Source organism: Candidatus Pseudomonas phytovorans (assembly GCA_029202525.1).
Lineage (GTDB): Bacteria > Pseudomonadota > Gammaproteobacteria > Pseudomonadales > Pseudomonadaceae > Aquipseudomonas > Aquipseudomonas phytovorans.
On record CP119325.1, the window covers coordinates 2,782,286 to 2,806,356 of the forward strand.

The 24,071-nt window shown below is 57.5% G+C and carries 29 protein-coding genes, 1 tRNA gene and 4 pseudogenes; 24 read left to right on the forward strand and 10 right to left on the reverse strand.

From position 1 onward, the window contains the following. Positions 1 to 2: 2 nt before the first annotated feature. The 13 genes from P0Y58_12315 to P0Y58_12375 all read left to right on the forward strand — a co-directional run bounded on the left by P0Y58_12315 (position 3) and on the right by P0Y58_12375 (position 9,704). Positions 3 to 890: a hypothetical protein gene (locus tag P0Y58_12315; GenBank protein ID WEK32933.1), complete on the forward strand. Its 888-nt coding sequence runs from the start codon at positions 3 to 5 to the stop codon at positions 888 to 890. Beyond that, positions 890 to 1,393: a phage tail assembly chaperone gene (locus P0Y58_12320; protein WEK32934.1), complete on the forward strand. Its 504-nt coding sequence runs from the start codon at positions 890 to 892 to the stop codon at positions 1,391 to 1,393. Before P0Y58_12315 ends, P0Y58_12320 begins: the two co-directional genes overlap by 1 nt. A gap of 72 nt (positions 1,394 to 1,465) precedes the next feature. Continuing rightward, positions 1,466 to 3,166, forward strand: a complete 1,701-nt coding sequence (locus P0Y58_12325) for a GDSL-type esterase/lipase family protein (protein WEK32935.1) — start codon at positions 1,466 to 1,468, stop codon at positions 3,164 to 3,166. A gap of 60 nt (positions 3,167 to 3,226) precedes the next feature. Further along, positions 3,227 to 3,673, forward strand: coding sequence for a structural protein P5 (locus P0Y58_12330; GenBank protein WEK32936.1), 447 nt, complete (start codon positions 3,227 to 3,229; stop codon positions 3,671 to 3,673). Then, on the forward strand, positions 3,670 to 4,032 hold the full coding sequence (locus P0Y58_12335; protein ID WEK32937.1) for a hypothetical protein: 363 nt from the start codon (positions 3,670 to 3,672) through the stop codon (positions 4,030 to 4,032). Before P0Y58_12330 ends, P0Y58_12335 begins: the two co-directional genes overlap by 4 nt. Beyond that, positions 4,029 to 4,301, forward strand: a complete 273-nt coding sequence (locus P0Y58_12340; GenBank protein ID WEK32938.1) for a hypothetical protein — start codon at positions 4,029 to 4,031, stop codon at positions 4,299 to 4,301. Before P0Y58_12335 ends, P0Y58_12340 begins: the two co-directional genes overlap by 4 nt. 308 nt (positions 4,302 to 4,609) lie before the next feature. Then, positions 4,610 to 4,819, forward strand: a complete 210-nt coding sequence (locus tag P0Y58_12345; protein WEK32939.1) for a hypothetical protein — start codon at positions 4,610 to 4,612, stop codon at positions 4,817 to 4,819. Between the two features lie 112 nt (positions 4,820 to 4,931). After that, positions 4,932 to 5,156: a hypothetical protein gene (locus P0Y58_12350; protein WEK32940.1), complete on the forward strand. Its 225-nt coding sequence runs from the start codon at positions 4,932 to 4,934 to the stop codon at positions 5,154 to 5,156. A 225-nt stretch (positions 5,157 to 5,381) separates the two neighbouring features. Continuing rightward, entirely contained in the window at positions 5,382 to 5,957 is a 576-nt protein-coding gene (locus P0Y58_12355) for a sigma-70 family RNA polymerase sigma factor (protein ID WEK32941.1), read from the forward strand. Next, the gene (locus tag P0Y58_12360; protein ID WEK32942.1) at positions 5,954 to 6,661 is read left to right on the forward strand and encodes an anti-sigma factor; all 708 of its coding nucleotides are present in this window, start codon (positions 5,954 to 5,956) and stop codon (positions 6,659 to 6,661) included. Before P0Y58_12355 ends, P0Y58_12360 begins: the two co-directional genes overlap by 4 nt. Before the next feature lie 161 nt (positions 6,662 to 6,822). Then, entirely contained in the window at positions 6,823 to 7,296 is a 474-nt protein-coding gene (locus tag P0Y58_12365; GenBank protein WEK33322.1) for a fasciclin domain-containing protein, read from the forward strand. Positions 7,297 to 7,723: 427 nt separating this feature from the next. Further along, entirely contained in the window at positions 7,724 to 8,557 is an 834-nt protein-coding gene (locus tag P0Y58_12370) for an alpha/beta hydrolase (protein ID WEK32943.1), read from the forward strand. Continuing rightward, positions 8,529 to 9,704 (forward strand): HAMP domain-containing sensor histidine kinase, encoded by a 1,176-nt coding sequence (locus tag P0Y58_12375; protein ID WEK32944.1) that lies wholly within the window; start codon positions 8,529 to 8,531, stop codon positions 9,702 to 9,704. The genes P0Y58_12370 and P0Y58_12375 overlap by 29 nt, the downstream gene beginning before the upstream one ends. Positions 9,705 to 10,016: 312 nt before the next feature. Here P0Y58_12375 and P0Y58_12380 read toward each other — a convergent pair. Further along, positions 10,017 to 10,112: pseudogene (locus P0Y58_12380) on the reverse strand (integrase). Positions 10,113 to 10,189: 77 nt separating this feature from the next. Then, positions 10,190 to 10,390 (reverse strand): hypothetical protein, encoded by a 201-nt coding sequence (locus P0Y58_12385; protein ID WEK32945.1) that lies wholly within the window; start codon positions 10,388 to 10,390, stop codon positions 10,190 to 10,192. Positions 10,391 to 10,521: 131 nt separating this feature from the next. Here P0Y58_12385 and P0Y58_12390 point away from each other — a divergent pair, with 131 nt between their 5' ends. After that, complete coding sequence (locus tag P0Y58_12390) at positions 10,522 to 11,286, forward strand: hypothetical protein (GenBank protein WEK32946.1); 765 nt, start codon at positions 10,522 to 10,524, stop codon at positions 11,284 to 11,286. A 6-nt stretch (positions 11,287 to 11,292) separates the two neighbouring features. On the opposite strand, the pseudogene P0Y58_12395 reads toward P0Y58_12390, so the two are convergent. Then, positions 11,293 to 11,415, reverse strand: a pseudogene (locus tag P0Y58_12395) (DNA cytosine methyltransferase). A gap of 77 nt (positions 11,416 to 11,492) precedes the next feature. On the opposite strand from P0Y58_12395, the gene P0Y58_12400 reads away from it, so the two are divergent. Further along, complete coding sequence (locus P0Y58_12400) at positions 11,493 to 12,377, forward strand: hypothetical protein (protein ID WEK32947.1); 885 nt, start codon at positions 11,493 to 11,495, stop codon at positions 12,375 to 12,377. Here the strand turns inward: P0Y58_12400 and P0Y58_12405 are convergent. After that, complete coding sequence (locus tag P0Y58_12405) at positions 12,368 to 12,904, reverse strand: hypothetical protein (protein WEK32948.1); 537 nt, start codon at positions 12,902 to 12,904, stop codon at positions 12,368 to 12,370. The two genes, P0Y58_12400 and P0Y58_12405, sit on opposite strands and share 10 nt — an antisense overlap. 78 nt (positions 12,905 to 12,982) lie before the next feature. Further along, complete coding sequence (locus tag P0Y58_12410; GenBank protein ID WEK32949.1) at positions 12,983 to 13,150, reverse strand: hypothetical protein; 168 nt, start codon at positions 13,148 to 13,150, stop codon at positions 12,983 to 12,985. 127 nt (positions 13,151 to 13,277) lie between these two features. Between P0Y58_12410 and P0Y58_12415 the strand changes: the two genes are divergently transcribed. Both P0Y58_12415 and P0Y58_12420 read left to right on the forward strand, forming a co-directional pair. After that, on the forward strand, positions 13,278 to 13,685 hold the full coding sequence (locus P0Y58_12415; GenBank protein WEK32950.1) for a hypothetical protein: 408 nt from the start codon (positions 13,278 to 13,280) through the stop codon (positions 13,683 to 13,685). 138 nt (positions 13,686 to 13,823) lie between these two features. Continuing rightward, a pseudogene (locus P0Y58_12420) lies at positions 13,824 to 14,679 on the forward strand (IS5 family transposase). Positions 14,680 to 15,644: 965 nt separating this feature from the next. On the opposite strand, the gene P0Y58_12425 reads toward P0Y58_12420, so the two are convergent. Further along, positions 15,645 to 16,364: an SOS response-associated peptidase family protein gene (locus P0Y58_12425; protein ID WEK32951.1), complete on the reverse strand. Its 720-nt coding sequence runs from the start codon at positions 16,362 to 16,364 to the stop codon at positions 15,645 to 15,647. Between the two features lie 102 nt (positions 16,365 to 16,466). Between P0Y58_12425 and P0Y58_12430 the strand changes: the two genes are divergently transcribed. From P0Y58_12430 to P0Y58_12445, 4 genes and pseudogenes are all read left to right on the forward strand, one after another. Further along, positions 16,467 to 16,895, forward strand: coding sequence for a S24 family peptidase (locus tag P0Y58_12430; protein WEK32952.1), 429 nt, complete (start codon positions 16,467 to 16,469; stop codon positions 16,893 to 16,895). After that, positions 16,885 to 18,158 (forward strand): annotated as a pseudogene (locus tag P0Y58_12435) (Y-family DNA polymerase). Before P0Y58_12430 ends, P0Y58_12435 begins: the two are co-directional and overlap by 11 nt. Before the next feature lie 227 nt (positions 18,159 to 18,385). Continuing rightward, positions 18,386 to 18,820 carry a PRC-barrel domain-containing protein gene (locus P0Y58_12440; protein WEK32953.1) on the forward strand — a complete coding sequence of 145 codons (435 nt, stop codon included), beginning with the start codon at positions 18,386 to 18,388 and terminating at the stop codon, positions 18,818 to 18,820. A gap of 219 nt (positions 18,821 to 19,039) precedes the next feature. Next, complete coding sequence (locus P0Y58_12445) at positions 19,040 to 19,597, forward strand: GNAT family N-acetyltransferase (GenBank protein WEK32954.1); 558 nt, start codon at positions 19,040 to 19,042, stop codon at positions 19,595 to 19,597. 237 nt (positions 19,598 to 19,834) lie between these two features. On the opposite strand, the gene P0Y58_12450 is transcribed toward P0Y58_12445, so the two are convergent. After that, entirely contained in the window at positions 19,835 to 20,041 is a 207-nt protein-coding gene (locus tag P0Y58_12450; GenBank protein WEK32955.1) for a DUF6434 domain-containing protein, read from the reverse strand. Positions 20,042 to 20,131: 90 nt separating this feature from the next. Next, the gene (adhP, locus tag P0Y58_12455) at positions 20,132 to 21,142 is read right to left on the reverse strand and encodes an alcohol dehydrogenase AdhP (protein WEK32956.1); all 1,011 of its coding nucleotides are present in this window, start codon (positions 21,140 to 21,142) and stop codon (positions 20,132 to 20,134) included. Positions 21,143 to 21,553: 411 nt separating this feature from the next. Here adhP and P0Y58_12460 point away from each other — a divergent pair, with 411 nt between their 5' ends. Beyond that, on the forward strand, positions 21,554 to 21,751 hold the full coding sequence (locus P0Y58_12460; GenBank protein WEK32957.1) for a hypothetical protein: 198 nt from the start codon (positions 21,554 to 21,556) through the stop codon (positions 21,749 to 21,751). 1 nt (position 21,752) lies between these two features. Here the strand turns inward: P0Y58_12460 and P0Y58_12465 are convergent, their stop codons facing one another. After that, a complete protein-coding gene (locus P0Y58_12465; GenBank protein ID WEK32958.1) occupies positions 21,753 to 22,166 on the reverse strand; it encodes a DoxX family protein in 414 nt (137 codons plus the stop codon). Positions 22,167 to 22,270: 104 nt separating this feature from the next. Next, positions 22,271 to 22,355: transfer RNA gene (locus tag P0Y58_12470), tRNA-Leu, on the reverse strand. Between the two features lie 202 nt (positions 22,356 to 22,557). Between P0Y58_12470 and P0Y58_12475 the strand changes: the two genes are divergently transcribed. Together P0Y58_12475 and P0Y58_12480 are read left to right on the forward strand one after the other, a co-directional pair. Continuing rightward, positions 22,558 to 22,833: a hypothetical protein gene (locus tag P0Y58_12475; protein ID WEK32959.1), complete on the forward strand. Its 276-nt coding sequence runs from the start codon at positions 22,558 to 22,560 to the stop codon at positions 22,831 to 22,833. A 72-nt stretch (positions 22,834 to 22,905) separates the two neighbouring features. Further along, entirely contained in the window at positions 22,906 to 24,066 is a 1,161-nt protein-coding gene (locus P0Y58_12480) for a PAS domain S-box protein (protein ID WEK32960.1), read from the forward strand. The last annotated feature ends 5 nt before the right edge of the window (positions 24,067 to 24,071 follow it).

Genomic DNA, 24,071 nt, shown 5'->3' on the forward strand with positions numbered 1-24,071 from the left:
CTATGCAGCTCATTTCCCAATGGACCCCGTACACAACACCGGAGGGCGGGTTTCGCTACGGCTCGGCGGTGGGTGGCAAGCCACCGACCCCGATCAAAGCCGAGTGGCTGAACGTCATCCAGGCCGAATTGGCCAACTTCATTCTGGCCTACTTGCCCGCGCTCAACGCCAACGACAATGAGCAGCTGCTGAAAGCGGCTCAGCAGATGATCTCCAACTTGGCGGGAAAGGCGACAACGCTGGCCGGGTACGGTATCACCGACGCTTACACCAAGCCCCGAGTGGATGACTTCCTGTCGCGCAAGGCGAATTGGGGTATCACCCTGGCCGACTACGGGATCGGGGACGCCTACACTAAGTCGCAGGCCGATACTCTGCTGCAAGCCAAGGCCAACTGGGGCACCACTCTTGCGGCCTACGGCATTACCGATGCCTACACCAAGCCGCAGATAGACTCGCTGCTCTCCAGCAAGGCGAATTGGGGCATTACCTTGGGCTCATATGGCATCGGCGATGCCTACACCAAAACCGCTGTTGACGGGCTGCTGGCTGCCAAAGCGAACAAGGCCACCACGCTGGCAGGCTACGGCATCACGGATCCTATCTGGACTGACTTGAACGCTACCCCTAAAGCCATCGTGGCGCAGGCGTCGGCTGAAGTCGGGGGAATCGGTACCTATGCGCTGTTGCTAGTTGGCGGCAGCGCCTCGGGAGACTATGCGCCTGTGGCGGCTGGCACATTGGTGGCGGGTGGCAACTGTCTGTATACCAACTGCGGTGCATCAACCAGCGCCGGGGCTCCTGCTGGCACTTGGAAGGTGATGGGGGCGCTGTACAATCGGGACGGGAATCAACCCGACTCGGCCACGTTATGTCTGAGGGTGTCCTGATGTTGACCGTACTCGATGCCCGTGACCCTCAGTGGAATGATGCCGGGCACACTTCGCTGAACCTATGGGTGACCTTCGCGGAAACCGCTGACACCTTGGGCGAAATGCCCTTTACCGCCTCACCGGTTGACTGTGAGTCCTACGGCCGCGAGCTGTTCGAAAGGGCTGTGGCCTTGGATTTTGGCGATGTGTTGGAGCCTTCCGATGCAGTAATGGCGCGCGCTGCGGCACTCATGTTGACCCGCCTTACAGGTGAAGCGACTTCTACTATCAGCGCTTTGCAGCCGGTACTGGCCACTCTTCAGGACGCCGAGCGCCTGGGCATGGCCAACGATGCCGAAGAGGCCGCCTTGCCGCTCAAGCAGGCTGAATACGATGCCTGGTGCGCCTACCGCGTGCTGCTGTCGCGAGTTCCAGAGCAGGCCGGATATCCAGCGAGCATCAACTGGCCAGCGTTACCAGATACCGAGGATGAGACCGAAACTGCCCCATCCCCCGAGTAAATCCTCGGGCTACTACCTTACCCCTTTCATGAACCTGCCTCGGCAGGTTTTTTTGTGCCCGGAGAAAAGTGAATGACCGATATTTCAGCGCTGGAGGCATACGCCGGCCAGATGTCGGAGGCGGCCGCGCGCTCCAGCGCCGCAGCGGAAAAGCAGCATCAATACATCCATGGGAACAGCCAGGCTGATGTGTCCACTGAGTCAGGCCCAGTGCCCTGTATTGCCAAGCAGGCGCGGATCTCCCAAGAGGCAACGTCCGGTTTGGCCGGTAAACTTGCCGCTGCCGCTGGCACCAAGGAAATTGGCTTACATGGGCTGACCTTGGAGGCCGCCTTGATCAGCCCAAAGATGGCCCCGTACTTGGCCGTGGGTGATGGGGTCACGAACGATGAAGTTGCAGTGACGGCCTTCGATAACGCCTACAAGTGCCGAGTGGTCGATCTGTTGGGGGCTACGTTCGTGGTCAGCACCATCCCGACCCGAAACGCCTACATCAATGGCTTTTTCAAGGTTAACGGTTTCAAGCGCTCGGCCTCGTGGAATGACACGTTTGCCGCCAAGCCGCCCAGCTTTCATGCCTTTGGCGGTCAGTTGTCCAGGCTCAAGGCATCGCTGACCAATCCGTTGGAGCAGTTCACCGGTATCGTATTCCTCGGTGACTCCATCACCTGGGGAAGCGGCAATACCGGGGAGCAGGCGCCCACTGATCCGCGCGACGGTACGCTTTCCGACCCTCGCGATTACTTCGGCACGTCTTCCTATGTGAACATCATCAAGCGCTATATCGGGGAAAAATATTTCTTTGGGGCTGCCCCCGAGCTATCGAACTGGCCGGCAAGCCCCAGTGGCGAATCTATCGTCCAGTACACCCGGCAGCACATCCTGTTCCCGCAAAATGGCTTCTTCACCACGACCTCATCCGGTGCCGCTGTTACCGTAACGCGGTCGGCAACGAGCGGGGCGCTGCTGGGCTACCAGATGAATCTGGCAGACGGCAACCAGGCAGGTACCAGTAGTCATACCTTGTCGTTCAATTTCACTGGGACCTCGTTCACGCTTTCGTTTGGTGTAGCGCCTGAAGCGGGGCTGGATTACGAATTGATCGTGGATGGCGTCTCCCGGGGCGTCTTCACAACGTCGGTGGGTGAGGATGGTTTGACCTACGGCAATGACCGGCGCCGCCTGCACACATTCCCGTACGTGCGTAACAAGAAGATCGAGCTTAAAACCAAGCGCCGCGTCGGCCAGGTCAGCACGCTGTCGTTCCGGCCAGAAGCCATCCTTATCGACAAGAAAGTTCGCATCATGAACCAGGGCATCAACGGTGCGACTTCTATCAGCTACCGGCTGTACAACCTGGCGGGCAACAACTTCGGCGACGGGGTGGCCGTGGGTGCCGATGACAATTACGTGTTCTGCCAGCTCGGGACCAATGACCGGATCATCCCTAATAACCGGCCACCAGGTGTGAATGAATTCGTTGCCAACTACGACCTGCTGGTGGCAGCCATTCAGCCGCTGGCCGATGTAATCCTGATGGCTGCCAATCCATCGTCGGATGAGTCCCCGACCAAATACAGCTTCACCATGCAGGACGTGAGGGGGGTGATCTATCGTGCGGCGAAAGCACGAAACTTGGACATGATCGACAACTACACCGCCATGTGTCGCCTGAATCCACGGGCGACCGCCAATGACGGCCTTCACCCTGATCCGTTCGGTTACGGACTGATGGCTCGTAACTGGATCGACTCTTTCGAGTGCGCTGCCTGACCGCGCTCTTGCTTCTCATTGCCCGCCCAGTGCGGGCTTTTTTGTGCCTGGAGGAAACCAATGACCACACCGCGTGGAGTCCGCAACAAGAACCCTGGCAACATCGATTACAACCCCCGCAACGCCTGGCAGGGCCAGCTCGGACTGGAAGAGGGTGTATCCAAGCCGCGCTTCGCGCGCTTTGACCATCCTGAAAACGGCATTCGCGCCCTAGGCAAGCTGCTGATCAACTACCGCGGCAAGGACGGCATGCCCGGCGTGGGCGGGAAGGGCATCGATACCGTGCTTGAGACCATCAACCGCTGGGCGCCGAGCAGCGAGAACGACACCCAGGCCTACGCCTCGACCGCGGCCAAGCGCCTGAGTGTGCGCACCACCGACCCGATCAACATCAAGGACCCGGCGACGCTGCGCGGGATGGTGCTGAGCATAATCATCCACGAGAACGGCGGCAATCCGTATCCGGAGGTGATCATTGATGAGGGCGTGCGGAGGGCGCTGGCATGAGAGCCTTGGCGCTGCGTGCTGCTGGCGCCGGGCTGCTGGTCATTCTGGGCGTGCTCCTGGGGAGCTGGGCAACCACCCGGCACTTCCGGCCGTTGCTGGACGCAGAGCAGGGTCTGGTGGCCAGCTGCGAGGCGGCTCGCGACAACCTCGCCGGCCTGGCCGCCGAGCAGGGTAAGGCACTCGGCGACTTGGTGCTGGCGGCAAACACGCGCCAAGCCGGCGCCGAGAAAGCAGTTGCCGAAGCGAAGACCAGCGCGGATGTCGACTACGCCGCAGCGAGCCGGCTTCAGCAGGAGCGTATCGGCGGAGACCAGTGCGCTGCTGCCACATCGATCATCGACAAGGAGCTGGGCCTGTGAACGACAAGATCGGCTACAAATTATTCCTGCTGACTTGCATGTCGCTGGTGGGATGCGCGACCAAGCCGCCGCAGGTGCAGTACGTGCGCGTTGAGGTGCCGGTGCAGGTTCCGTGCCGCGCGCCGGAGGTAGGGGTGCCGCCATGGGCCGCCGCCGGCCTACGAAAGAGTGATAGCTTAGAGGTGAAGGTGAGGGCGCTTCTGGCCGAACGCCGGCAGAGGATTGGGTATGAGAAGCTACTGGAAGCGGAGATAGATGCTTGCCGCTAGAAATATTCTAAGCTTCTCGCATCATATTTTCTCGTGTTCACGTGAGACTCTCTATGAGAACCTTACTTCATCGGTTACGTGCCAGCAGCGTGGAGGAAGCTATGAAGAGCATGGAGAGGTGTCTCGATGCGATTGAGAGCTACCTGTCGGCTATTGAGTGTGGTGAGCGACTTGAACGCTTGGCAGGTCTACGTGAGGAAGCCATACAGCGACTCGACGATCTAGAGCATTATTGCGGCACTGTCTTGGTGAAAAGACGTCTGAAACTGTGAATTGAATGCCATCGATGTTGAAAGGTTGGGGAAGCGGTGAAGCCAGATTTCAAGAAGGAAGACCGAGGTAGCGTACCAGATTTGCGAGAGGCACTTGAGGCTATTAGAGCTCATAGGGATGCCGAAGCGGGACAGGCACCGGGTGAGGAAATCCAGCGGCTTCAAGTGCTCGCGGACGATCTCTACCGCTCCGTAATCGGTTATCGCATGTTGCTCGCTGCAGAAGCCGGCAAGTCGTCCCATTAACGCATGTATGTCCTCTTTCAGGACGTTTATCGGCGAATGAATACCGCTCAAATAACGAGGCTTGCTTTCGAAACGTCCTATAATGCGTCAATTGAATAACTGGAGCAGTAACTTGGACAAGCGAACCTTCATTGGTATGGTCGAGGCCGGCGAGCCGCTAATCCAGCAGGCCGTTGATGCCTTTCGGGATTATCATGAAGCTCAAGACTTCGGCGCGTCCCCTGAAGAAGTCGAGCGTCTTCGCCTGCTGGCGGAGTCGCTGTTTCAGGTGGTGTCCGACTACCAGCTTCGGGTGATAGCTAAAGCTCGCGGGAAAGATCTACCACCTCTTCACTAGGCCACCCATCAGGAATTTTAGCACTGCAGCTCTCCTGGCCATCGCCATAGTCGCGAGAAAGCGTGGCCATAGCATTGGCCCGCCTCGACGCCCTACAGTCTGCCTGACTAATTTCTCTTCTAAGTGCGGCTCTGGATACAAAGGGCCAAGAATCATTTCGCTTGCTGAGCCCTCAATGTCGAGAATCCAGACTAAGGTTGTGGAGCGACTACAGGAGACTGCACATTGGCCATTAGCGCGAAGGTCGCAGGCGATCACGCAGAGCAGCCCGACTCTGCGGTGCAGAACGTGCTTCTGCAGGCCTGCGGAACAGGTAATCGGTTGGCTTTCGAAGCGCTTTACCGCACCACGTCAGCTAGGCTGTTTGGCATATGCCTGTACTACCTCAGCAATCATGCCGAGGCGGAGGAGGTGCTTCAGGAGATCTACACCAGCGTTTGGCTCAAGGCATCTACCTTCGACCCAGCCCTTTCCAGTGCCGGCACCTGGATGGCTTCGATAGCCCGCCACAAGGCAATCGATAGGCGCCGCGCCCGACATGCACATGAGCCGCTCGACACTGTCGCGCAATGGCCCGAGCAAGAGTCGGTGTTGGACAGTGTCGAGCGTGACCATCAAGGCAGTGCGCTCGAGCGGTGTCTCTCCACGCTGGAAGAAGAACAGCAACGCTATATCAGAGTCGCTTTTTTCGAAGGTTATTCATACGCTGAACTGGCTGAACGCCACAGCGTCCCTCTGGGTACGGTAAAGAGTTGGATTCGCCGTGGACTACTTAGACTTCGGGTGTGCCTTGGCCTATGAACGAGTATGGACTTCCTCCGAACGATGATCGCGATCTCCTGATTGCAGAGTATGTGTTGGGAGTTCTGACCCGCGAAGAGAACGCTCACGTTGAGGCACTAGCAGCTCGAGATGCTGCCGTTCAAGGCGCAGTGGCCGCTTGGCAGCGACAGTTTGCCGGATGGCTTGCTCAGATGCCTCAGGTACAACCACCAGCGTCAGTATGGCAATTGATCGAGCAGCAGTTGTTTTCCAATGCGCGCCCCGTAGACCAACCGCGCTGGCATTGGTGGAGTTCAGTCGGTTTCTGGCGCTGGTCCAGCGCAGGACTAGCTGCCGCCCTGATTGCCGCCATTCTCATCCTCTCCGTGCCTGAACGTACTATCACGACACCAATGCTTGCCCGCCTTGAACAAAATGACGGCAATGTACTGTTCACCGCTACGGTCCAGCCTGAAAGTCGCGAGGTGTTGTTCGTTCCCACACGTACCTCGTTCTGGACAGACCAGAGCGCTCAGGCGTGGCTGATAGGAAAAGATGGCAGACCCCACTCACTGGGTCTGCTGCCAACGAATGCGGCCGCGGCCCTTGCAATCCCCACCGAATTGGCTGCGTCACTCAGCGATGGTGCGGTGCTAGCTGTATCGCTGGAGCCGGAAAATGGCTCTCCTACTGGTCTGCCGACTGGGCCAGTTATTGCTCAAGGAAAAATATCGTCGTTGTAATGCATCCGTTTTCCGGGCTGCTCCGTATATTCCTCACCTTCATTTGAAGGATCGAAGAATTGAGGAGATGCATCATGCTTACCTTTGTTCAACGCATCGCAGCAACCTGCTTTGTCGGCCTCTGCCTTGTTGCATCGAATGGCTCCGCCGCTAGCTTACCCATGGTCGGTGGAGCGCCGATGTATCCCGATAAGACCATTGTGGAGAATGCCGTTAACTCTAAGGACCACACGACGCTGGTAGCAGCAGTCAAAGCCGCGGGGCTTGTGGACACCCTCAATGGGAAGGGGCCCTTCACCGTCTTTGCCCCTACCAACGAAGCTTTTGCCAAGCTTCCGGCCGGCACGGTGGACAACCTGGTGAAACCTGAACACAAAGCTGATCTCACGAAGATCCTGACCTATCACGTAGTTCCCGGTACTCACACTGCCAAACAGCTCATGGACGGCGCCAAGATGCATGGCGGCAAAACAGTGTTGACTACTGTCCAGGGAGAGTCTTTAACCGTTATGGCACACGACGGCAAGCTTTGGTTGATGGATGCCAGTGGTGGCAAGGCAATGGTTACAATCGTCGATGTGATGCAATCCAATGGAGTAATCCACGTGATTGATACAGTGCTGATGCCGAAATAGGTATGCCGAATTGCGACGGTCGGGTTCAGACCGTCGCTGCCTGGCTCGGGGTGCTGTTCTCAGGTTCGGAAATGGGTGGAGTCAAAGACGAGCTGATCCTGATGACCGAGCTGTCGTGGTTGCCGAGGAGGCTTTGGTCGCGAACGGCATGGCATGACGTCGCTTTTTCGCTGCTGGTGCGTTGCCGGTAGTTGCGCACGTCGAACAGATCCTGTCGGATAATCTCGGCTCGCTGTGCAAACCCGTTTATATATTCAGCCATCTGCATAGGGTATGGTACTGAGCTGAGGCATCAAATGGGCGTCGGACTCGTGTTCAACCGCGCCCAGGAACCAATACAGCAGCTTTATCTGGGGTCCACTATTCTTTCTGACAGATTAAACGGGCTGGCAATTTCAGCACAATTTCGAACGAAATCAGGATATGTATGACTCTGCAGAAACGAAGCAACGTACATATCGCTGGAAGCGGCAATGCTACCTTGATTCTCTCTCATGGCTTTGGCTGCGATCAGTCGATGTGGAAGTTGTTGCTGCCGCATTTCGCCAAGCAGATCCGAGTCATTACCTATGACCTGGTCGGCGCAGGACAGTCCGCCCTTGCTGCCTATGATCGGGAAAAGTACTCATCGCTTTGGGGCTATGCGGCGGATCTAAACGAGATCATAGACGAATTTGGCCAAGGCCCAGTCATCATCGCTGGTCATTCGGTCAGCGCCATGATTGGGGTGCTGGCCGAGCGTCAGCGGCCCGGCCGAATTACGGGTCTGGTCATGATCGGTGGGTCGCCTTGCTATGTCGACTCAAGCACTTATACCGGCGGCTTTTCGCGCGATGAAGTGCTGACACTTCTATCCGTCATTGATGAAAACTACCTTGGCTGGTCCAGTACCATGGCGCCCGTGTTAATGGGGAGTTCGGGGGAGCCAGCTCTACAGGGGGAGCTACTCAGCAGTTTATGTCGTACCGATGCTCAGATCGCCCGACATTTCGCACGGGTCATCTTTTTGTCTGACCATCGGCAAGATGTCGTAGGCCTGCGCTTGCCGACGCTGATCCTGCAATGCACGGAAGACCCAGTGGTCCCGGTGGCCGTGGGGGAATACCTTCACAGTGTGCTGCCCAACAGCCGGCTTGTGCTGGTCGACAACATGGGCCATTACCCGCAGCTTAGCGCGCCTAGCGCCTGCTCTGCGGCGATAGACGGATTTTTAGCCAGTTTGAGGCTTGGCCATGAAGGATCCGATCTTGCAGTTCACTGAATCATATTTCGAGCACGCGCCCTGCGGGTTGGTAGTCATGGAGGCAGATGGCACCTTACTTCGCTGCAACGCAACGCTTGGCAACTGGCTGGGGTATGACACTGAGCATTTGAAGCAACGTAGTTTCGATCAGCTCCTGACCGTAGTTGGACGGACGTTTCAGCTTACCCACTGGGGCCCGTTGCTGAACATGCAGGGCTCCGTGTCAGAGGTGAAAGTCGCTCTGCGGCACCGCGATGGCCATGTGGTTGCGATGCTGCTCAATGCCGTTCGGCGTGAAACCGACGAAGGGGTGCGTTATCACCTAGCACTTTTCAGCACTACCGAGCGCGATCGCAACGAGCAGTTGGTGTTTCAGGCAATGCAGCGTGCTGAGGAGCTTCTGGCGCAGAAAATCAGTGCTGAGCATGCCTTGCAGCGGGCCCAGGATGAGCTAGCCACGGCATATGCCGAGGCCCAGCGGCGTGCGGCACTGGCCGAGCAGATGGTCGCCGTCGCCAGCCATGACCTGAAAAACCCCATGACGGCTATCAGGATGGCGACCGAGCTGCTCGATCGTGACGATCAAAGCGAACGGGCGCGTCGCCTACTGTGCAGCATCAGTATGTCGGCCGAGAGGGCGCAGCGTATGATCGTCGACCTGCTGGACTTCGCCTCGGTCAGGCTAGGCCAAGGCATCAACATAAGGCGCCAGCAGGTCGACCTGTTGAGGGCGGTGGATCAATGTGTGAACGAGCTCAAGATCGCCTTCGGCAACGCCAACATCCGTCATCTGTCCCGCGGGCAGGGCGCGTTTGAAGTAGACCAAGACAGACTGCAGCAGATGATCGGAAACTTGGTAGCAAACAGCGTCGTCTACGGAGACCTGCGTTACCCAATCACGGTGACAACTGAGTTCTGCGTGGATGGCGTGATCATCGGAGTCCACAATCATGGTCCTTCCATCGCCGAAGAGCTGGTTCCGACCTTATTCGAGCCGATGACTCGGGGCAGCGATCGGCAGGACGCGCTGAGGTCTATCGGACTTGGTTTGTTCATCGTCAAACAGATTGCCGAAGCCCACGACGGACGTATAACCATGACCTCTAACCCAGTCTATGGCACCACCTTCATCGTCCAGCTCCATAGCGAGCTTCCGGCAGGTTAGGCGAGGACCGACTGTAGGTACCCTCGGCCTTTCCTTCAGCAAAATTCGGTTCCAAAACTCAATCGATGACCCTTGTAGAATGCGGGTTACAGCTCGATAAATCCCGCTTCGTTTTGGAACTGGTTTTCACGCCAAGACCGCATGAGATAGGAATTCTTGTATCGGATTGCAAATCCGTCTACGCCGGTTCGATTCCGACCTCGGCCTCCATCATTCGAAAGCCCCGCAGATTAACGTCTGCGGGGTTTTTCTTTGGGCGTAGAAAAACCGGATCGTTTCCGCATCCTGAGGCATCGTTTCCGCATCAGCGATTTACTTGGTGGGGGAAACCACCTCACCGACTCGGCGATAAACGCGCTTGGTGATTTCCTCTTTTGAGTGCCCAGGCAGCCGACTGGCGTGGTTGATGTACATCAGGGGCGGGATCATGACGCCACCTGCATGCGGTAGCCGATCAGCTTGAGGCCCACCATTTCGTCGTCGCGCTAACCACCGTAATCGTGGTCGTACCGCTCGCAGCAGAAGCCTTCGTCTCCGTCGCGGGCCGGGATCGTGTAGTTGTCGAAAGGACCGCCATATGTCGGCACCATCCCGCCGTCGGGGTGCTCAATCCACATGAAGAACTTGCGGCCTGTTATCGGGCATTCGTCCGGGCACCACCGTGCCGCCATTTGTGCGCTGGGCATATGGATTCCTTGGCCGCCATATCGCGGCAGTGAATAGAGGGGGAGGGGTTACAGCTGGTGAGTGGTCGTGGTATCAGTGCAAGGAGCCAATGCATGACAAGTTTTGAGCTACTAGTAAAAGAGGGCGCAAGGTGGATCAACGAGAGAAGGAGATTGCTGCCGTCGCGGAGGCGCTTGGAAAGCCTGCTGGATTTGATATCTCTGAGCCAGCCGTAAGGGTTCGTAAAAGCCTCATGGCGGCGTCGGTCGCACTGTTGTGTTTGGTAATAGCCAAGATTGAACCAAGTGACACTTTCACTATTTTCGGGGTGGCTTTCAAAGGTGTTACTGCCGAGAAGATAGTGATAGGCGGGATGATTGTTCTAACGTATTCGCTCGCGCACTTTGTCTTTTATGTTGTGGAGCTTCTGGGTGAGTATCGGGTACGTATGACTGGCGCCAGGGTTGCGTTTCAGACTGGTGCGCGCGCAGGCAGCGCGCATGTGGATTATCCGGATGATCCGAAGCAGTCTAGCTTAGCAAATTGGTGGAAGTCGTACGCGCGCAGGCTCCACTCAGTAGACGAGCTGACAGACAGACTTAGTAGCGATTTAGATGAGATTAAACATAGACTGGGTAGCCCAGATGAAATCAAGGGCGCGCCGGACGATATCGCCACCTCTCAGTTGATGGGGCAGGTAAATACTAATTTAATGAATCTTCGAAACGAAATTCAGACTGCCAGAGAGGTTGTTTTGAGTCCAAGAATTGAAGTGTCTTTAGAACGCTTCGACTCTTGGTACAAAGGCTTGATGAGTCTGCAAGGTTTCAGAGTGGTGGTAGTCGAGGTTGCATTGCCAATAATTCTTGGTCTAATTTCGCTGACCGTTGCAGCTCGATACCTTTTTGCCTTCTGATGATTTTCATGCGGCCTCGGTGAGGGCTTCGATAGCCCGTTGGCCAGCCAGCGGCGGTGACGCATTGCCAGCAATGTGCATGGTCAGTCGGTGGTTGTCCGGGTGCATGGTGTCTGCTGGAAGTGACACCGTGGTCCGGTTTAGGGAAAACTAAGCTCCGGGGGCTCTGTGTATGGCATCATACGGCCATCATACGGAGATGCCTGATGAGTAAGTACTCACCGTTTGCAGACTTTCTGCGGAGCCAGACCGCCGACACCATTGAAATCTCGTTCGACCAGTTGGGAAGCCTCGTTGGAGGGCTTCCTGCTAGCGCATGGAATCATGATGCTTGGTGGGCAAACTCAAGTCCTGGTGATTCGCACACCTGGGCACATCAATGGGCGGCGGCAGGCTGGAAGTGTGTTTCGGCGAAGAGGCGGCTGGGAGTCGCTGTCTTCCAGCGCTCTGGAACAAATGCTGTTCGTCGCATCCCTGTAGGTGAGCTTCGCAACGTGACACCTGAGCATGTTTGGATGGCGGTTCAGGCTTTACTTAATGGTGTAAAAGCGGAGGGTTTCGCCCCATCCACCGACTATGACTTGATCGTTGATGAGGGTATCCGTCTCGCACCAAGGCACGTTTTTGGCATTGCTGCCACATCTGCTTTTGGGTTCGAAGTTACCCCGGCGCACTTTGCTGGAGGCCTGGGAACATTTTGTTTCGAGCTGTTGGAGGAGTGCGGCTATAAAATTATCGAAAAAGGCGAAGTCACCCAATTGGAGGTAGGGGGTTCAGAAGAATTCCGGTGGTCCGAGGGTAGTCCAAAGCTCGTTACTCACCTTCGCAGGGAGCGTGCACCAGGTTTGTCCAAAGCGAAGAAAAGCTGGTTCGTCCGTAATTTTGGGCGACTTTACTGTGAGATCTGCAAGCTCGACCCCATCAAGGTCTATGGTGAAATCGGTGCATCCTGCATAGAGGTTCATCACTCATCGACACACATTGCGAATATGGGCGGAGGACATAAAACTGCTTTAGAGGATTTGCAGTGTCTGTGTGCAAATTGTCATCGAATTGAGCATCGTCGTTTACGAGAAAGTAGTCAGGAATGATTTCGGCCTGGCGAGGACGCCACGAGATCCGCTTCCGCCATCTCGCAGAAGAATGAGCAGGCTGGTAGCTTTTCGTTGCGGCGAACCGGGCCAGCGCCAAGTCCGCATAGAGAGAAGCGCACGTTGGCGGACCGGTTGCGGAACAGGTAGGAACCTTCGCCCAAGTCGTCTTGGATCACGCACAGCGCTTCAAATTGCTCGGGGAAGTCCTGGCGGATCGCCCAGAAGTAGCCTTCGCCGCCCTTGACGCAGCCGATGCAGTTGGTGTTGTCGCAGTTCATCCAGTACATCAGCGGCAGTTCGATGCCTGTGCTCAAAAGGATTGCCTTGCGGTCGTCCTTGCCCAGGCCTCGGTCGATCAGAGGGGCGATCACTGTGCGGTCGGGATTTCGCTCCCTGAAGTCTTCCAGGCGGTCGGCTTTCTCGGCGGTGTAGCCGAACATCATCACATCGCCTGGCTGCTTCCACGTGTTCAGCAAGCGGCGTTTCAGGATCTTGGTGCACGGGGCACCAGTTCGACCCTTCATGTAGCGCTCCCGGCGGAACACCTCATGGGCGTCGGCGCCGTCCTTCTCATCGCGCAGGACGGTGATCGGCTGGCCGAATCAGGCCTCGCAGTCCTGGGCGAACTGGCGGTTGTCGGCTTCCTCGTTGGCAAGGAAAGCGTTAATTATCTGCACGTCGTGCGTGCTGCCGTGCTCGGCCAAGGCCAGCTTGGTGGCCACTGCCGAAGCGGCGCCACAACTGAACTGGCAGACGATTCGATTGGACATGGTGGATCCTCGCGGGGGAGGCGTTATCGTTGAATAGGGGAAGGCGCTGGCGGGCAGCGCCGGAGGGGCAGATCTCATGCTGAAATATCCGTAAAACGTAATTAATTCCGTATTAATGGAAATCAACATGGATTTGTTGTTGTTGCAATTACGTTTTGCTGAGTCCATGATGCTGACGCGGCACGTGGTCGCGCTCAAGGGGAATGCAATGGAAATTTGGCGTCAGGGTGCGAACCGAAAGACTGGTTGGAGCATAATTCGATCGAAGAAAGCACCGATTTTCTCTATCGAGGAAGGTGCTAAGGCGGGCAGCGTTGTTGAAATCGTGCTCAAGTCCACCTCAGATCCGAGTCAGGTTGGAGTGTATGATCATGCGGTCCGCTTGAGTTTCGAGGAGGTGGGGTTGCTCCTTACTGAGCTCAGCGAGCACAGCGATCCAAGAGCTCAGGCTGAACTTGCTGAGAAACTTTCGGACTACGTGAGGCCTTTGCATCGGCTTTTGAATCTCGCCAGTGGTGTCGGGATCCTTCGCTAAGCTTTACTAGCCCCCGCCTGAGTTTCCGGGCGAGGGGCTGTTTTAGGCTCTGTACGAAATCCCGAGAAACCTAATCGCCGCTCCTCCAGCGCTGAGATTTTGTAGAGTCCCGCGCCATTAACGGAAAGGAATTCTGTGATGGCAAGGCGCTACGAACTCACGGACGAGGACTGGGATGTGGTCTCTGATCTCTTCATCGAAACCCATGGCCGGGGCCGGCCGCGACTGAGCGACCGACTGATGCTCGATGGCGTGCTGTGGGTACTCTGCTCGGGGGCTGCATGGCGAGATTTGCCTGAGCGCTTCGGCCCATGGTCAACGGTGTATCAACGGTTTCGAGGCTGGCGAAACCAGGGATTTTCGAGCAGATGCTCAAACGTCTGCACCTGAGACTGAATGAGCTGGGCTTAATTGATCTGCAAACCTGGATGCTCGACTCAACCGCAGTACGCGCAACCCGAGCCTCATCTGGCGCCGGGGAAAAAGGGTGCCTGACGAACCTGCCGATCACGCTCTAGCTAGCAGTCGCGGTGGCCTGACCATCAAAATCCACATGCTCTGCGACGCCAACGGGACACTGTTGCGCTTCCTTCTCTCTGGTGGTCAAGGCAGTGATATAAGCTACGCCCAGCCTCTCCTGGACGAAGTCAGCATTCCTTCAAGCCAACGTGGTCGCCCGCGCAAACGCTGTAAATGGCTGCTGGCCGACAAGGGCTACGACGCCGAAGCGCTACGCCGCTACTGCGATCAATATCGAATGCAGCCCGTCATCCCCCTGCGCTCAATGAAGCGCAAACCTAGGCCTGGCTTACCCAGGCTGTTCGATCGGCGTAAGTACCGACAGCGCAACATCATCGAGCGCATGTTTGGCTGGCTGAAAGAGAACCGCAGAATCGTGACACGCTTCGACAAGCTCGCGAAAAGTTATGCCGCCATGGTCTCGTTGGCTTGTTCCATGCGGTGTTTGCGACATCTCTTTTCGTACAGAGCCTAGCAACTGACGACCGCCCCAGAGATGCGGTTATGAAAGGCAGTTACGGCTGGGTTTGCACGGCAACCACAACAAACTCGCTTCCCTCTAGTTCTATGGCCTTTCTCCAGGCGTGCTTGATGTTCGCAATGGCGGGGAACTCTGCCAAATGCGCCTTTCTCGCTAGATCTCGGTGCAGAGCGGGCGTGAGCGCGGGTAGCGCACCAGCAGGGAGGTTGGTGCACCAGGCATCAATGAAACCTTTGAAATTGCTATGACTACCTTGGGTCACGTGTGTCGACCCTTTGTACGAAACTACATAGGTATAAAGCGGCATGAGGACTTCCTGTCTGGATTGTTGATTCCTATCCAAGCCCGCGTGAGACAGCAATTCTTGTATCGGATTGCAAACCCGTCCACGCCGGTTCGATTCCGAGCTCGGCCTCCATCATTCGAAAGCCCCGCAGATTAACGTCTGCGGGGTTTTTCTTTGTGGGCCCCAAAAAATCATGAGTTCCGAAACTTCTAGCATGTGTTCCGCAATCCATCCTGTTTCGTGGGTGTACGGAACCGAATTCACGGTGGTGTGAGTGGATGGCGGATGTGAATCCGCCGCCTACCCGATCTTGCTGCTCGCGTGAACCTACACGGACCACTGGATCAAAGCCCTGTTCGCCGTACGAACCATCTCGACCCACTCGAGATGTGAGACCTGCTTCCGATGCTCCAGGTTCGCCGCCTCAAGTAGTGCCCGATCGTAACCAGCCTCATCGAGAACGGGTCTGCGCATGTGCCGCGACAGCCATGTAATGAATGCTGCCGATCTGGTCTGGGTGGTCTTCATAGTGCTGCTCCTCCGTGAATGCTCGAAGTCTACACTATATGATAATGCGAATCGATATCATTAAATTGATTGAGCGCTCGATATCTGTTGAGGACCACCACAGACCCTGACTTCCCGTCTGGCCCTGTCGGCAAGGTCAGCCAACTCATAGCTCCAGGTCGCCCTGGCGACACCCATCATTCACAGGTTCAATCAGTTCCGGGCCTTGGTTGCGTACGTTGCCGACTGCTCTTGCTACCGGGAACCAGCGGAAATCCTCAGCAGGCCGGCATCCCGCTTCGGCAATCTCCGCCGCGCGACGGGGCGTTGTGGCCGGGTCCACCCATTCCCTGGCAATCTGCGGCGATAGCACCAGGGGCTTTCTGTCGTGAATGTCGACCAGCCCTTGATCGGCCGCTGCAGTGATGATTACGAACCCATCGCGCTCATCCGGCTCGACGCTGTGGTGCACCTCGGCCAGCGCCGCAAAGAACAGTGGGGCGCCGTCGGCACTCGTGATGTAGTAGGGCTGCTTTCGTTTTGGGTCCGCAGGATCGACAAGCCATTCAAACCAGCCATTTGCAGGTGCCAGGGCTCTGCCGTTCGGCCAGAGGCCCTTGAAGAACTTTCCTGTCATCACCGTCTCGGCCCGGGCATTGATCGGGTCCGGGCGTTTCCCCTTCGCCCAGAATGGCGACCATCCCCACTTCACCCTGTCGACGCTCAGCCCATCCCCGATCTGCCGGATGATTTCCACGCGAGTTGAAGGCGCTACATTGAATCGGTTGATCGGCTCATGGTCGTAGCCATTGATCACAACCAGGTCCAGCGATAACTGACGCAGGTAGTGATCCATCGACTCGTAGATCGAGTACCGTCCGCACATCTCCCACCTCTCGTCTGTCAGAAATATCACCACCCCGCATTGACCGGGCGCCCGATGCCATATCTACTGTATATGCATACAGCCTGCATTGGACCTTCCGTCATGACCATCACAATCCTGGGTACGCCAACCGGCGGAACCGAACCACTACCGCTGTATTCGTTTCACGTTCCGGCCGGGTTTCCATCCCCGGCAGCGGACCACCTGGAAGGCCATATTTCCCTCGATGAGTTATTCGACCTCCGTGCGCCCCATGTGTATCTGGTGAAAGTGGAGGGCGACAGCATGCAAGGTGCAGGGATCTATTCGGGTGATATCGTCATCGTAGACCGCGGCCGCGAGGCCGAGCACGGCGATGTGGTGATTGCAGCAGTCAACACTGAGCCGGTCTGTAAGCGCCTGCATCGTCGCGACGGCGTGGTGATCCTGAAATCTGAAAATCCCGCCTACCCACCCCGGTACATCATGGAAGGTGATGAGCTCGTCATCTGGGGCGTGGTTCGATACAGCGTTCGCGACCATGCGCAGTGACCCGGTATTTGCGCTGATCGATTGCAACGCGTTCTACGCGAGCTGCGAGCGGGTATTCCGGCCCGACCTGGCCAGGACCCCGATCGTTGTGCTGAGCAACAACGACGGCTGCGTGATCGCCAGGTCGTACGATGCGAAGCCATACGTGAAGATGGGCGAGCCGTATTTTCAGGCGAAAGACACGTTGCGCCGGCACGGCATCATGGCCTTCAGCAGTAACTACGCGCTGTATGGCGACATGAGCGAGCGTGTCATGACGCTGATCGAGTCGATGGTGCCTGCGACAGAGGTCTACAGCATCGACGAATGCTTCGCTGATTTCTCCGGCATTCAGGAAAACCTGACGCAGTTCGGGCGAAAGCTGCGATCCAGGGTTTTCCAATGCACCGGTATACCCGTGGGAGTTGGCATCGCCGGGACAAAGACCCTCGCCAAGCTGGCCAATCACATGGCCAAGCGTCTGCAATCCCAGACTGGCGGTGTGATCGACATCACCGATCCGTTCAAGCGCGATTGGGTGCTGCGCAACACCAAGGTGAAAGAGGTGTGGGGCGTTGGCCGGCGCATGACCGCCCACCTGGAGGCGATGGGCATCCACACGGCGATGGACCTGGCCAAAGCTGACGCGCGAACGCTTCGGCAAAAATTCAGTGTGGTGGTGGAAAAGACTGCGCGGGAACTGGCTGGCACGCCATGCCTGGAGCTGGACGAGGCCGAGCCTGCGAAGCAGGAGATCTGTTGCAGCCGAATGTTCGGTAAGCGCCTTACCGAGCTGGCGCCTATCAAGCAGGCAGTGGCCACGTATGTGGGGCGCGCTGCGGAGAAGCTTCGTGCCCAGGGATCGGTTTGCAAGCGCATACGCGTCAGCATCCGTACCGGGATATTCAACCCGGACGAGGCGCACCATGCTCAGGGCGCTTTGCTAGAGCTGCCTTACCCGACCTGCGACACGTTGCTTATGACCCGGTTGGCTAATGATGCGGTTTGTAGGATCTTCAGGCCTGGATTTAGATACAGCAAAGCCGAGGTGTTGCTGATGGACCTGCGGCAACCAAGTGAGTTTTCAGAGGACTTGTTTGCGCTCAAGCAGTCGGTGGCATGTGACCGACTGATGCAGGTGATGGATGACATCAACGAACGCTGGGGGAGGGGGCAATGCGGGCCGCTAGCGTACCGGCGGCACCGGACTGGGGTATGAGGAGGGAAATGATGAGCCAGTCCTATACGACGCGGATCGATCAGCTGTGGACAGTCAAATGTTGAGGCTGCTATCGGCTTGGCTGCAGTACTTGCTCAGCTGGCGATATTGGCCCCTTAAGCCGGCAAGAAATACCCGTGATGCTGGCCGCCAAAGCGGGTTACCAGTCCCACCGCTGGTCGCAGATAACGAACGGCTGGTTATGCTGACCACTCTCCTGTTCTGAGCACCGCAGAAATGCGGCGTCATCCGAGCAGCTCTACTGCCTGTGGCCTCTGGCCAGGAGTGCACTATGAACTTCGAAGAACGCGACAAGTACGGTATGTACAAGGGACGGACCGATTTCACTGCCGAGGGAGACCGCGGCCCGGGGCCGCGGCTGATGGGGGCGGATACCCTCATCGGCAACGACGTGTATAACACGCAAGACGAAGACCTGGGTGACATCAAGGAAATCATGTTGGACACCGCCAGCGGCAAGGTTGCGTACGCTGTACTGTCGTTCGGCGGCTTCCTGGGGATGGGTGAAAAGCTGTTCGCCGTGCCGTGGGGTGCTTTGCGCCTGGATACGGTGAACAAGCGCTTCGTCCTTGATGCCGACAAGGACCGACTGAAGAATGCACCAGGCTTCGATAAGGATAACTGGCCAAACATGAGCGATCCGACTTGGGGCAGAGGTATCCACGATTACTACGGCACAACGTGGGAAAACGATCCCCGGCTGTGATGTGCCACCCTGCTTGGCCGGAACTCCGGCCAAGCCTCCTGACCAACAGGACCGTGACAGGCGGCTTTGGGTCGTTAGCTGCGACAACCAGGCCCCACAAGAGACGATGCAGGGGCAAGGACTGGCGATTATCCAGCTTCGAACTGCCAGGCATGGTCGACACAAACAAGCCCGGTACAGATAATCAATGCTTCACAGGGATGCCCAGGAACGAATGCCATGGATCGTCTTCCGACGCTGATCACCGATCGGCTGGTGCTCACGCCCCTCCAGTTGGAGGATTCAACCATCATCCAGGAGCTGTTCCCATGCTGGGAGGTGGTTCGCTACCTGGATAGTCGTGTCCCTTGGCCGTACCCGGAAGACGGGGCGCTGACCTATGTCCGGGATATCGCCCTGCCCGCCATGGCAGTGGGGCGTGAATGGCACTGGATGATCCGCATGCGCAACGATGCCGGTTGCACCCTGGGCAGCATCAGTTTGTATGATCAGCCCGGAAACAACAGAGGCTTCTGGCTCGCACCGCAATGGTGGGGCAAGGGCTATATGCGTGAGGCATGCCGGGTTATCAACGCCTATTGGTTCGAGACACTGTCGCGTCCGGTCATGCAGGTTCCCAAAGCTGTTGCCAACGAGGCCTCTCGCAGGGTCTCGGAACATGAAGAGATGCGCCTGATAGACGTGCGGGCAGGCGATTTCGTATCTGGGCTGATGGAGGTCGAAATCTGGGAGATGACGCGTGCTGACTGGTTGGAAAGGTCAACGGCCAATCGCTAGTTCTACGGAGCCAGTCACGGCCAGCTTTGTATTGCACTTTGTACCTGGGCATTTCCTAAAGCAATTTTGCAACGTTTCCCGGCTATCGTTGAAGGTAAGTGAAATTAACCAACGAAGGAGTCAGGAAATGGATTACTCCAGCATGGTTGAATCATTGGACAAGATGCTGAAAGAAGCGGCTATCGAGCGCGACCGCTGGGCTGGTCGAGCCTGTTTGCTCATACCCGATGCGGGTGGTCACCGATGCATACGCAGCCATTCATCCGCAATGTCGCCCATGGTGAGTGGTGCCCCGCTTTTGATCCATGCCATGAATGCACGGTCGAACTTGAATGATGCGCCACACTCGCTGAGAAGAAACTGACGAACCTTCGGCGTGTTGCGGTAGTGCTTGTCCAGCGCAGTCGTGCGGGTAATCGGCCCTGCGTGCCAGTCGACGTTCATGGTCTGTTCCTTGGCTGTGAGAAGGCACAAAGCCCGTAGACGATCATCTACGGGCTTTGAGGTCGTTCTGATTGATGTGCTTTCAGGCTATCAACCTTCGAACTGGATCACCATGCGGCCTTTGATCTTGCCTTCCAGCATCTCGTCAAAGATCTGATTGATATCTTCGATCGGTCGCAGGGTCACCTTGGGCACTACTTTGCCTTCAGCGGCAAACTGGAAGGCTTCCTGCAGGTCCTGGCGTGTACCTACCAGTGAGCCCACCACTTCGATCCCGTCCAGCACCAGGCGGGGAATATTCAGGTCCATGGACTCTGACGGAAGCCCGACAGCAACCAGTCGTCCGCCAGCGCGCAGGGCATCGACGGCGGAGTTGAACGCGCCTTTGGCGACGGCAGTCACCACGGCCGCGTGGGCGCCACCGGTTTTGGCCTGGATGACCTTCGCAGCGTCTTCCTTGAGCGGGTTGACGAGCAAATCTGCGCCCATCTCGTTGGCGAAGCGCAGTTGCTCTTCATTGACATCGATGGCGATCACTTTGGCGTTGAAGACGTTCTTGGCATATTGCAAGGCCAGGTTGCCCAGACCGCCGAGCCCGTAGATGGCGATCCATTGGCCAGGGCGGATGTTGGAGATTTTTACCGCCTTGTAGGTGGTCACGCCGGCGCAGGTAATGCTGCTGGCGGCAGCGGAGTCGAGGCCGTCGGGTACTTTGACCGAGTAGTCGGCCTTGACGATGCACGCCTCGGCCATGCCGCCGTCTACGGTGTAGCCAGAGTTTTTCACTTCGCGGCACAGGGTTTCGTTGCCGCTGTTGCAATACTCACAATGGCCGCAACCCTGGTAGAACCAGGCAACGCTGGCGCGGTCGCCCGGCTTGAGCGAGGTAACGCCCGGCCCGACTTCCTGAACCACGCCGATACCTTCGTGGCCCAGCACGACTCCGGTCTTGTCACCGAAGTCGCCATTCTTCACGTGCAGGTCGGTGTGGCAAACACCGCAGCATTGCATCTTCAGCAGCGCTTCGCCGTGTTCGAGGGGGCGCAGGGTTTTCTCTACCACGTCCACGCGACGGCCTGGTGCAACAACAGCAGCTTTCATAAGAGCCTCCGTGTCTATCCGAGTGAGCTTGGGTTATCGCTGGGTTAGCATAGCCCGTACCTCGGCAGGCAAAACTGCTACAGGTCATGCTTCAACGCGTTAGCAGTAGCGCCTACGGGTTTCAAGAACACGGCAGAAAAAGAAAAGCCCGCGGCAATGATGCGGCGGGCTGCAAGAACGTACGGAGCGGGGCCAGTGTGCCAATCCGTTTGTCAGTATTTCGTGAAGCGCAAGTCATGACGCTGTCATGTTTCCCGGGCCATAAAAAAGCCCGCCATTACCGGCGGGCAAAAACGTTTGAAGGGAGAGCCTGTAGGTTGTACCCGGCCGGTTAACCCAGGATTAACCGCAACGCATTGACCTCGGAACCTGATCAGCCTATATAGGCCTGCCATCAACCCAGGAGCCAGCATGCACGACGAAGACGACCTGCACGAGCCCGAGCACGATCACCTGCTTGACCATGAATTTCTCTACGACGGCATGGAGCCCGAGGCGGATGCCCAAGGCGCCGAGGATGAAGTGGAAGAAGACGAGGAAACGCTGGATGACCTTGATGATGAGGAGCGTGATCACCCAGCCTGGTTCGATGATTGCGAAGACGACTGACTCAGCGCCCGTCCACCGAGAAACGCCCTGGGCCGCTCACGGCCAGCAACAGCAGGCCACCCATGATGCTCATGTTTTTCAGGAACTGGGTCATGTTGGCGCTGCGCTCGGGGTCGACCATGTTCCAGAACGGGTGGCCCAGCAGCGCCGTACCCAGCACGAACAGTGCGAACAGAAACGCCAGCGGCCGGGTGTAGAAACCCAGGATCAGCAGGATGCCGACGACGAACTCCATGAGCACGGCAATGGCTGCCGCCAGCATGGGCGCAGGGGCGCCGAGCGACGTCATGTAGCCAACCGTGCCATCAAAGCCGGTGAGCTTGGCCCAGCCAGACAAGACGAACAGGATCATCAGCAGTACGCGAGCAATCAGGATAATGATGTCGCGTTGGCCATCGAACAGGGAGTAGCGCATGGCGGCGTTCCAGTGGACGGGGACAAGCTCCACTTTAGCAGTTGCGCCAAGGATTGCTGGCAGGCAGCAAAAAGGCGCCGCAAGGGCGCCTTTTCGAGGGAGTTTGGTGCGAGTGGCGGGACTCGAACCCGCAAGGCTCACGCCGACAGATTTTAAGTCTGCTGTGTATACCAATTCCACCACACTCGCACGCTTGAAAGGGTCGCAACGACCAGCTCGCTTCTAAGCAGAAGGGCTTTGCAATCAAGCGCGCTTTATAACCCATTGTTATAGTTGAGTCAACTGCAGCACCTATGATCAACAGAATGAAGGGTCGAACCACTGGGCAATTGACACCTTGCTGTCATTAAGCCACTGTTGCCCCCTTTATTGGATCCAAGAGTATGCGGCGATGACCCAGTCCGACGCCAGCGAGCGTGTCGTGCGGCCACGGCTGTTCTGGCGGCTGTTGTTTGCGCAAGTGATTGTGCTGGGCGCTTTTCTGTATCTCAGCCTGATCAGCCTGGGTGGTTACTTGCTGATGCTGGGTTTTGATGCCGAGCACCCTCAGCCGCAGCGGTGGATGGCGCTGGCTGGCGGCGGGGTTATCATGCTGGTTGGCCTGTGGCTGCTGAAAGTGGCCATGCCACGGCGCATCAGCCCGGTGCTGGTCGAGCCTGAGCGCTGACCACCGGTAGCCGCGGGCAGGCGCCCTCGGCTAAGCTCATATCGTCCCTCCTGCTGTGCCAGTGGAGTCTTCATGGTTTTGGCAGACTGCCTCGATCACCCCGTCATGCCTGCCCACCGCTATGAACAGCTGGTTCAGTCGGTGGTGGATTACGCCATCTATATGCTCGACCCGTCCGGCCATGTGGTGTCGTGGAATGCCGGGGCGCAACGGATCAAGGGCTACCGCGCCGATGAAGTGATCGGCCAGCATTTCTCGCTGTTTTTCACCCCGCAAGATTGTGCCGACGGCCGCCCCGAGCGCTTGCTGCGCCAGGCGCTGGAGCAGGGTGTGGCGCAGGATGAGGGCTGGCGCGTGCGCAAGGATGGCACACAGTTCTGGGCCTTGGCGGCGCTGGACGTGATCCGCGATGACCAGGGCCAGATCATCGGCCTGGCCAAGGTCACGCGGGACATCACTGACCGCCGCGAGTCGGCAATGCAGCTGGATGCAGTGCGTGCCCAACTGTTCCAGGCGCAGAAGCTGGAAGCCCTCGGTCAGTTGACTGGCGGGTTGGCGCATGACTTCAACAACATGCTGACCATCATCCTCAGCTCGGCGCGCCTGGCGCAGGCCAGTCAGGACCCGACACGCATCCAGCGCATGCTGCAGCACATTCTCGATGCCGGGCAGCGGGGCACCGAACTGACCCAGCAGTTGCTCACCTTTGCCCGCCACCGCCAGCTCGATGTGGCTTGCGTCGCACCGGCAGACCTTGTAGCCGCTACCCGCGGTCTGTTGGAGCACGCACTGCCCAGCTCGATTGAGCTACAGGTGCAGCTGCAAGCGGGTTTGCCGTTGATCGAGGTGGATGCGGGGCAGTTGCAGATGGTGCTGCTGAACCTGCTGTTCAATGCCCGCGATGCCATCGCAGGGGAGGGCCGGATAGGCCTTACGGCCGAGGTGGTCGACTTGGCCGGTGAGGTGGAAGGGCTGCACGGCAGCTTTGTGCGCTTCGTGGTACAAGACACCGGCGAAGGGATGGGGCCAGACGTCTTGCCGCGCATCTTCGAGCCATTCTTCACCACCAAGCCGTTCGGCAAGGGTACTGGTCTGGGCCTTAGTCAGGTGTATGGTTTTGCCAGGCAGAGCGGTGGCGCCATTCACGTCGACAGTGAGCCCGGTCATGGAACTTCCATGCAGCTTTACTTGCCAACGTATCAGGACAAGACCAACAGCCCACACGACAGGTAAGCATC

Bases quoted from the DNA above. Each gene is read 5' to 3' on its own strand.
- P0Y58_12430 (WEK32952.1), top strand. From the start codon at position 16,467: ATGACCATCACAATCCTGGGTACGCCAACCGGCGGAACCGAACCACTA.
- P0Y58_12400 (WEK32947.1), top strand. From the start codon at position 11,493: ATGAGTAAGTACTCACCGTTTGCAGACTTTCTGCGGAGCCAGACCGCC.
- P0Y58_12450 (WEK32955.1), bottom strand. From the start codon at position 20,041: ATGAACGTCGACTGGCACGCAGGGCCGATTACCCGCACGACTGCGCTG.
- P0Y58_12460 (WEK32957.1), top strand. From the start codon at position 21,554: ATGCACGACGAAGACGACCTGCACGAGCCCGAGCACGATCACCTGCTT.
- P0Y58_12315 (WEK32933.1), top strand. From the start codon at position 3: ATGCAGCTCATTTCCCAATGGACCCCGTACACAACACCGGAGGGCGGG.
- P0Y58_12320 (WEK32934.1), top strand. From the start codon at position 890: ATGTTGACCGTACTCGATGCCCGTGACCCTCAGTGGAATGATGCCGGG.
- P0Y58_12410 (WEK32949.1), bottom strand. From the start codon at position 13,150: ATGTCCAATCGAATCGTCTGCCAGTTCAGTTGTGGCGCCGCTTCGGCA.
- P0Y58_12480 (WEK32960.1), top strand. From the start codon at position 22,906: ATGGTTTTGGCAGACTGCCTCGATCACCCCGTCATGCCTGCCCACCGC.
- adhP (WEK32956.1), bottom strand. From the start codon at position 21,142: ATGAAAGCTGCTGTTGTTGCACCAGGCCGTCGCGTGGACGTGGTAGAG.
- P0Y58_12370 (WEK32943.1), top strand. From the start codon at position 7,724: ATGACTCTGCAGAAACGAAGCAACGTACATATCGCTGGAAGCGGCAAT.
- P0Y58_12385 (WEK32945.1), bottom strand. From the start codon at position 10,390: ATGCCCAGCGCACAAATGGCGGCACGGTGGTGCCCGGACGAATGCCCG.
- P0Y58_12335 (WEK32937.1), top strand. From the start codon at position 3,670: ATGAGAGCCTTGGCGCTGCGTGCTGCTGGCGCCGGGCTGCTGGTCATT.
- P0Y58_12360 (WEK32942.1), top strand. From the start codon at position 5,954: ATGAACGAGTATGGACTTCCTCCGAACGATGATCGCGATCTCCTGATT.
- P0Y58_12465 (WEK32958.1), bottom strand. From the start codon at position 22,166: ATGCGCTACTCCCTGTTCGATGGCCAACGCGACATCATTATCCTGATT.
- P0Y58_12375 (WEK32944.1), top strand. From the start codon at position 8,529: ATGAAGGATCCGATCTTGCAGTTCACTGAATCATATTTCGAGCACGCG.
- P0Y58_12405 (WEK32948.1), bottom strand. From the start codon at position 12,904: ATGAAGGGTCGAACTGGTGCCCCGTGCACCAAGATCCTGAAACGCCGC.
- P0Y58_12325 (WEK32935.1), top strand. From the start codon at position 1,466: ATGACCGATATTTCAGCGCTGGAGGCATACGCCGGCCAGATGTCGGAG.
- P0Y58_12415 (WEK32950.1), top strand. From the start codon at position 13,278: ATGGATTTGTTGTTGTTGCAATTACGTTTTGCTGAGTCCATGATGCTG.
- P0Y58_12475 (WEK32959.1), top strand. From the start codon at position 22,558: ATGACCCAGTCCGACGCCAGCGAGCGTGTCGTGCGGCCACGGCTGTTC.
- P0Y58_12425 (WEK32951.1), bottom strand. From the start codon at position 16,364: ATGTGCGGACGGTACTCGATCTACGAGTCGATGGATCACTACCTGCGT.
- P0Y58_12440 (WEK32953.1), top strand. From the start codon at position 18,386: ATGAACTTCGAAGAACGCGACAAGTACGGTATGTACAAGGGACGGACC.
- P0Y58_12330 (WEK32936.1), top strand. From the start codon at position 3,227: ATGACCACACCGCGTGGAGTCCGCAACAAGAACCCTGGCAACATCGAT.
- P0Y58_12445 (WEK32954.1), top strand. From the start codon at position 19,040: ATGGATCGTCTTCCGACGCTGATCACCGATCGGCTGGTGCTCACGCCC.
- P0Y58_12365 (WEK33322.1), top strand. From the start codon at position 6,823: ATGGTCGGTGGAGCGCCGATGTATCCCGATAAGACCATTGTGGAGAAT.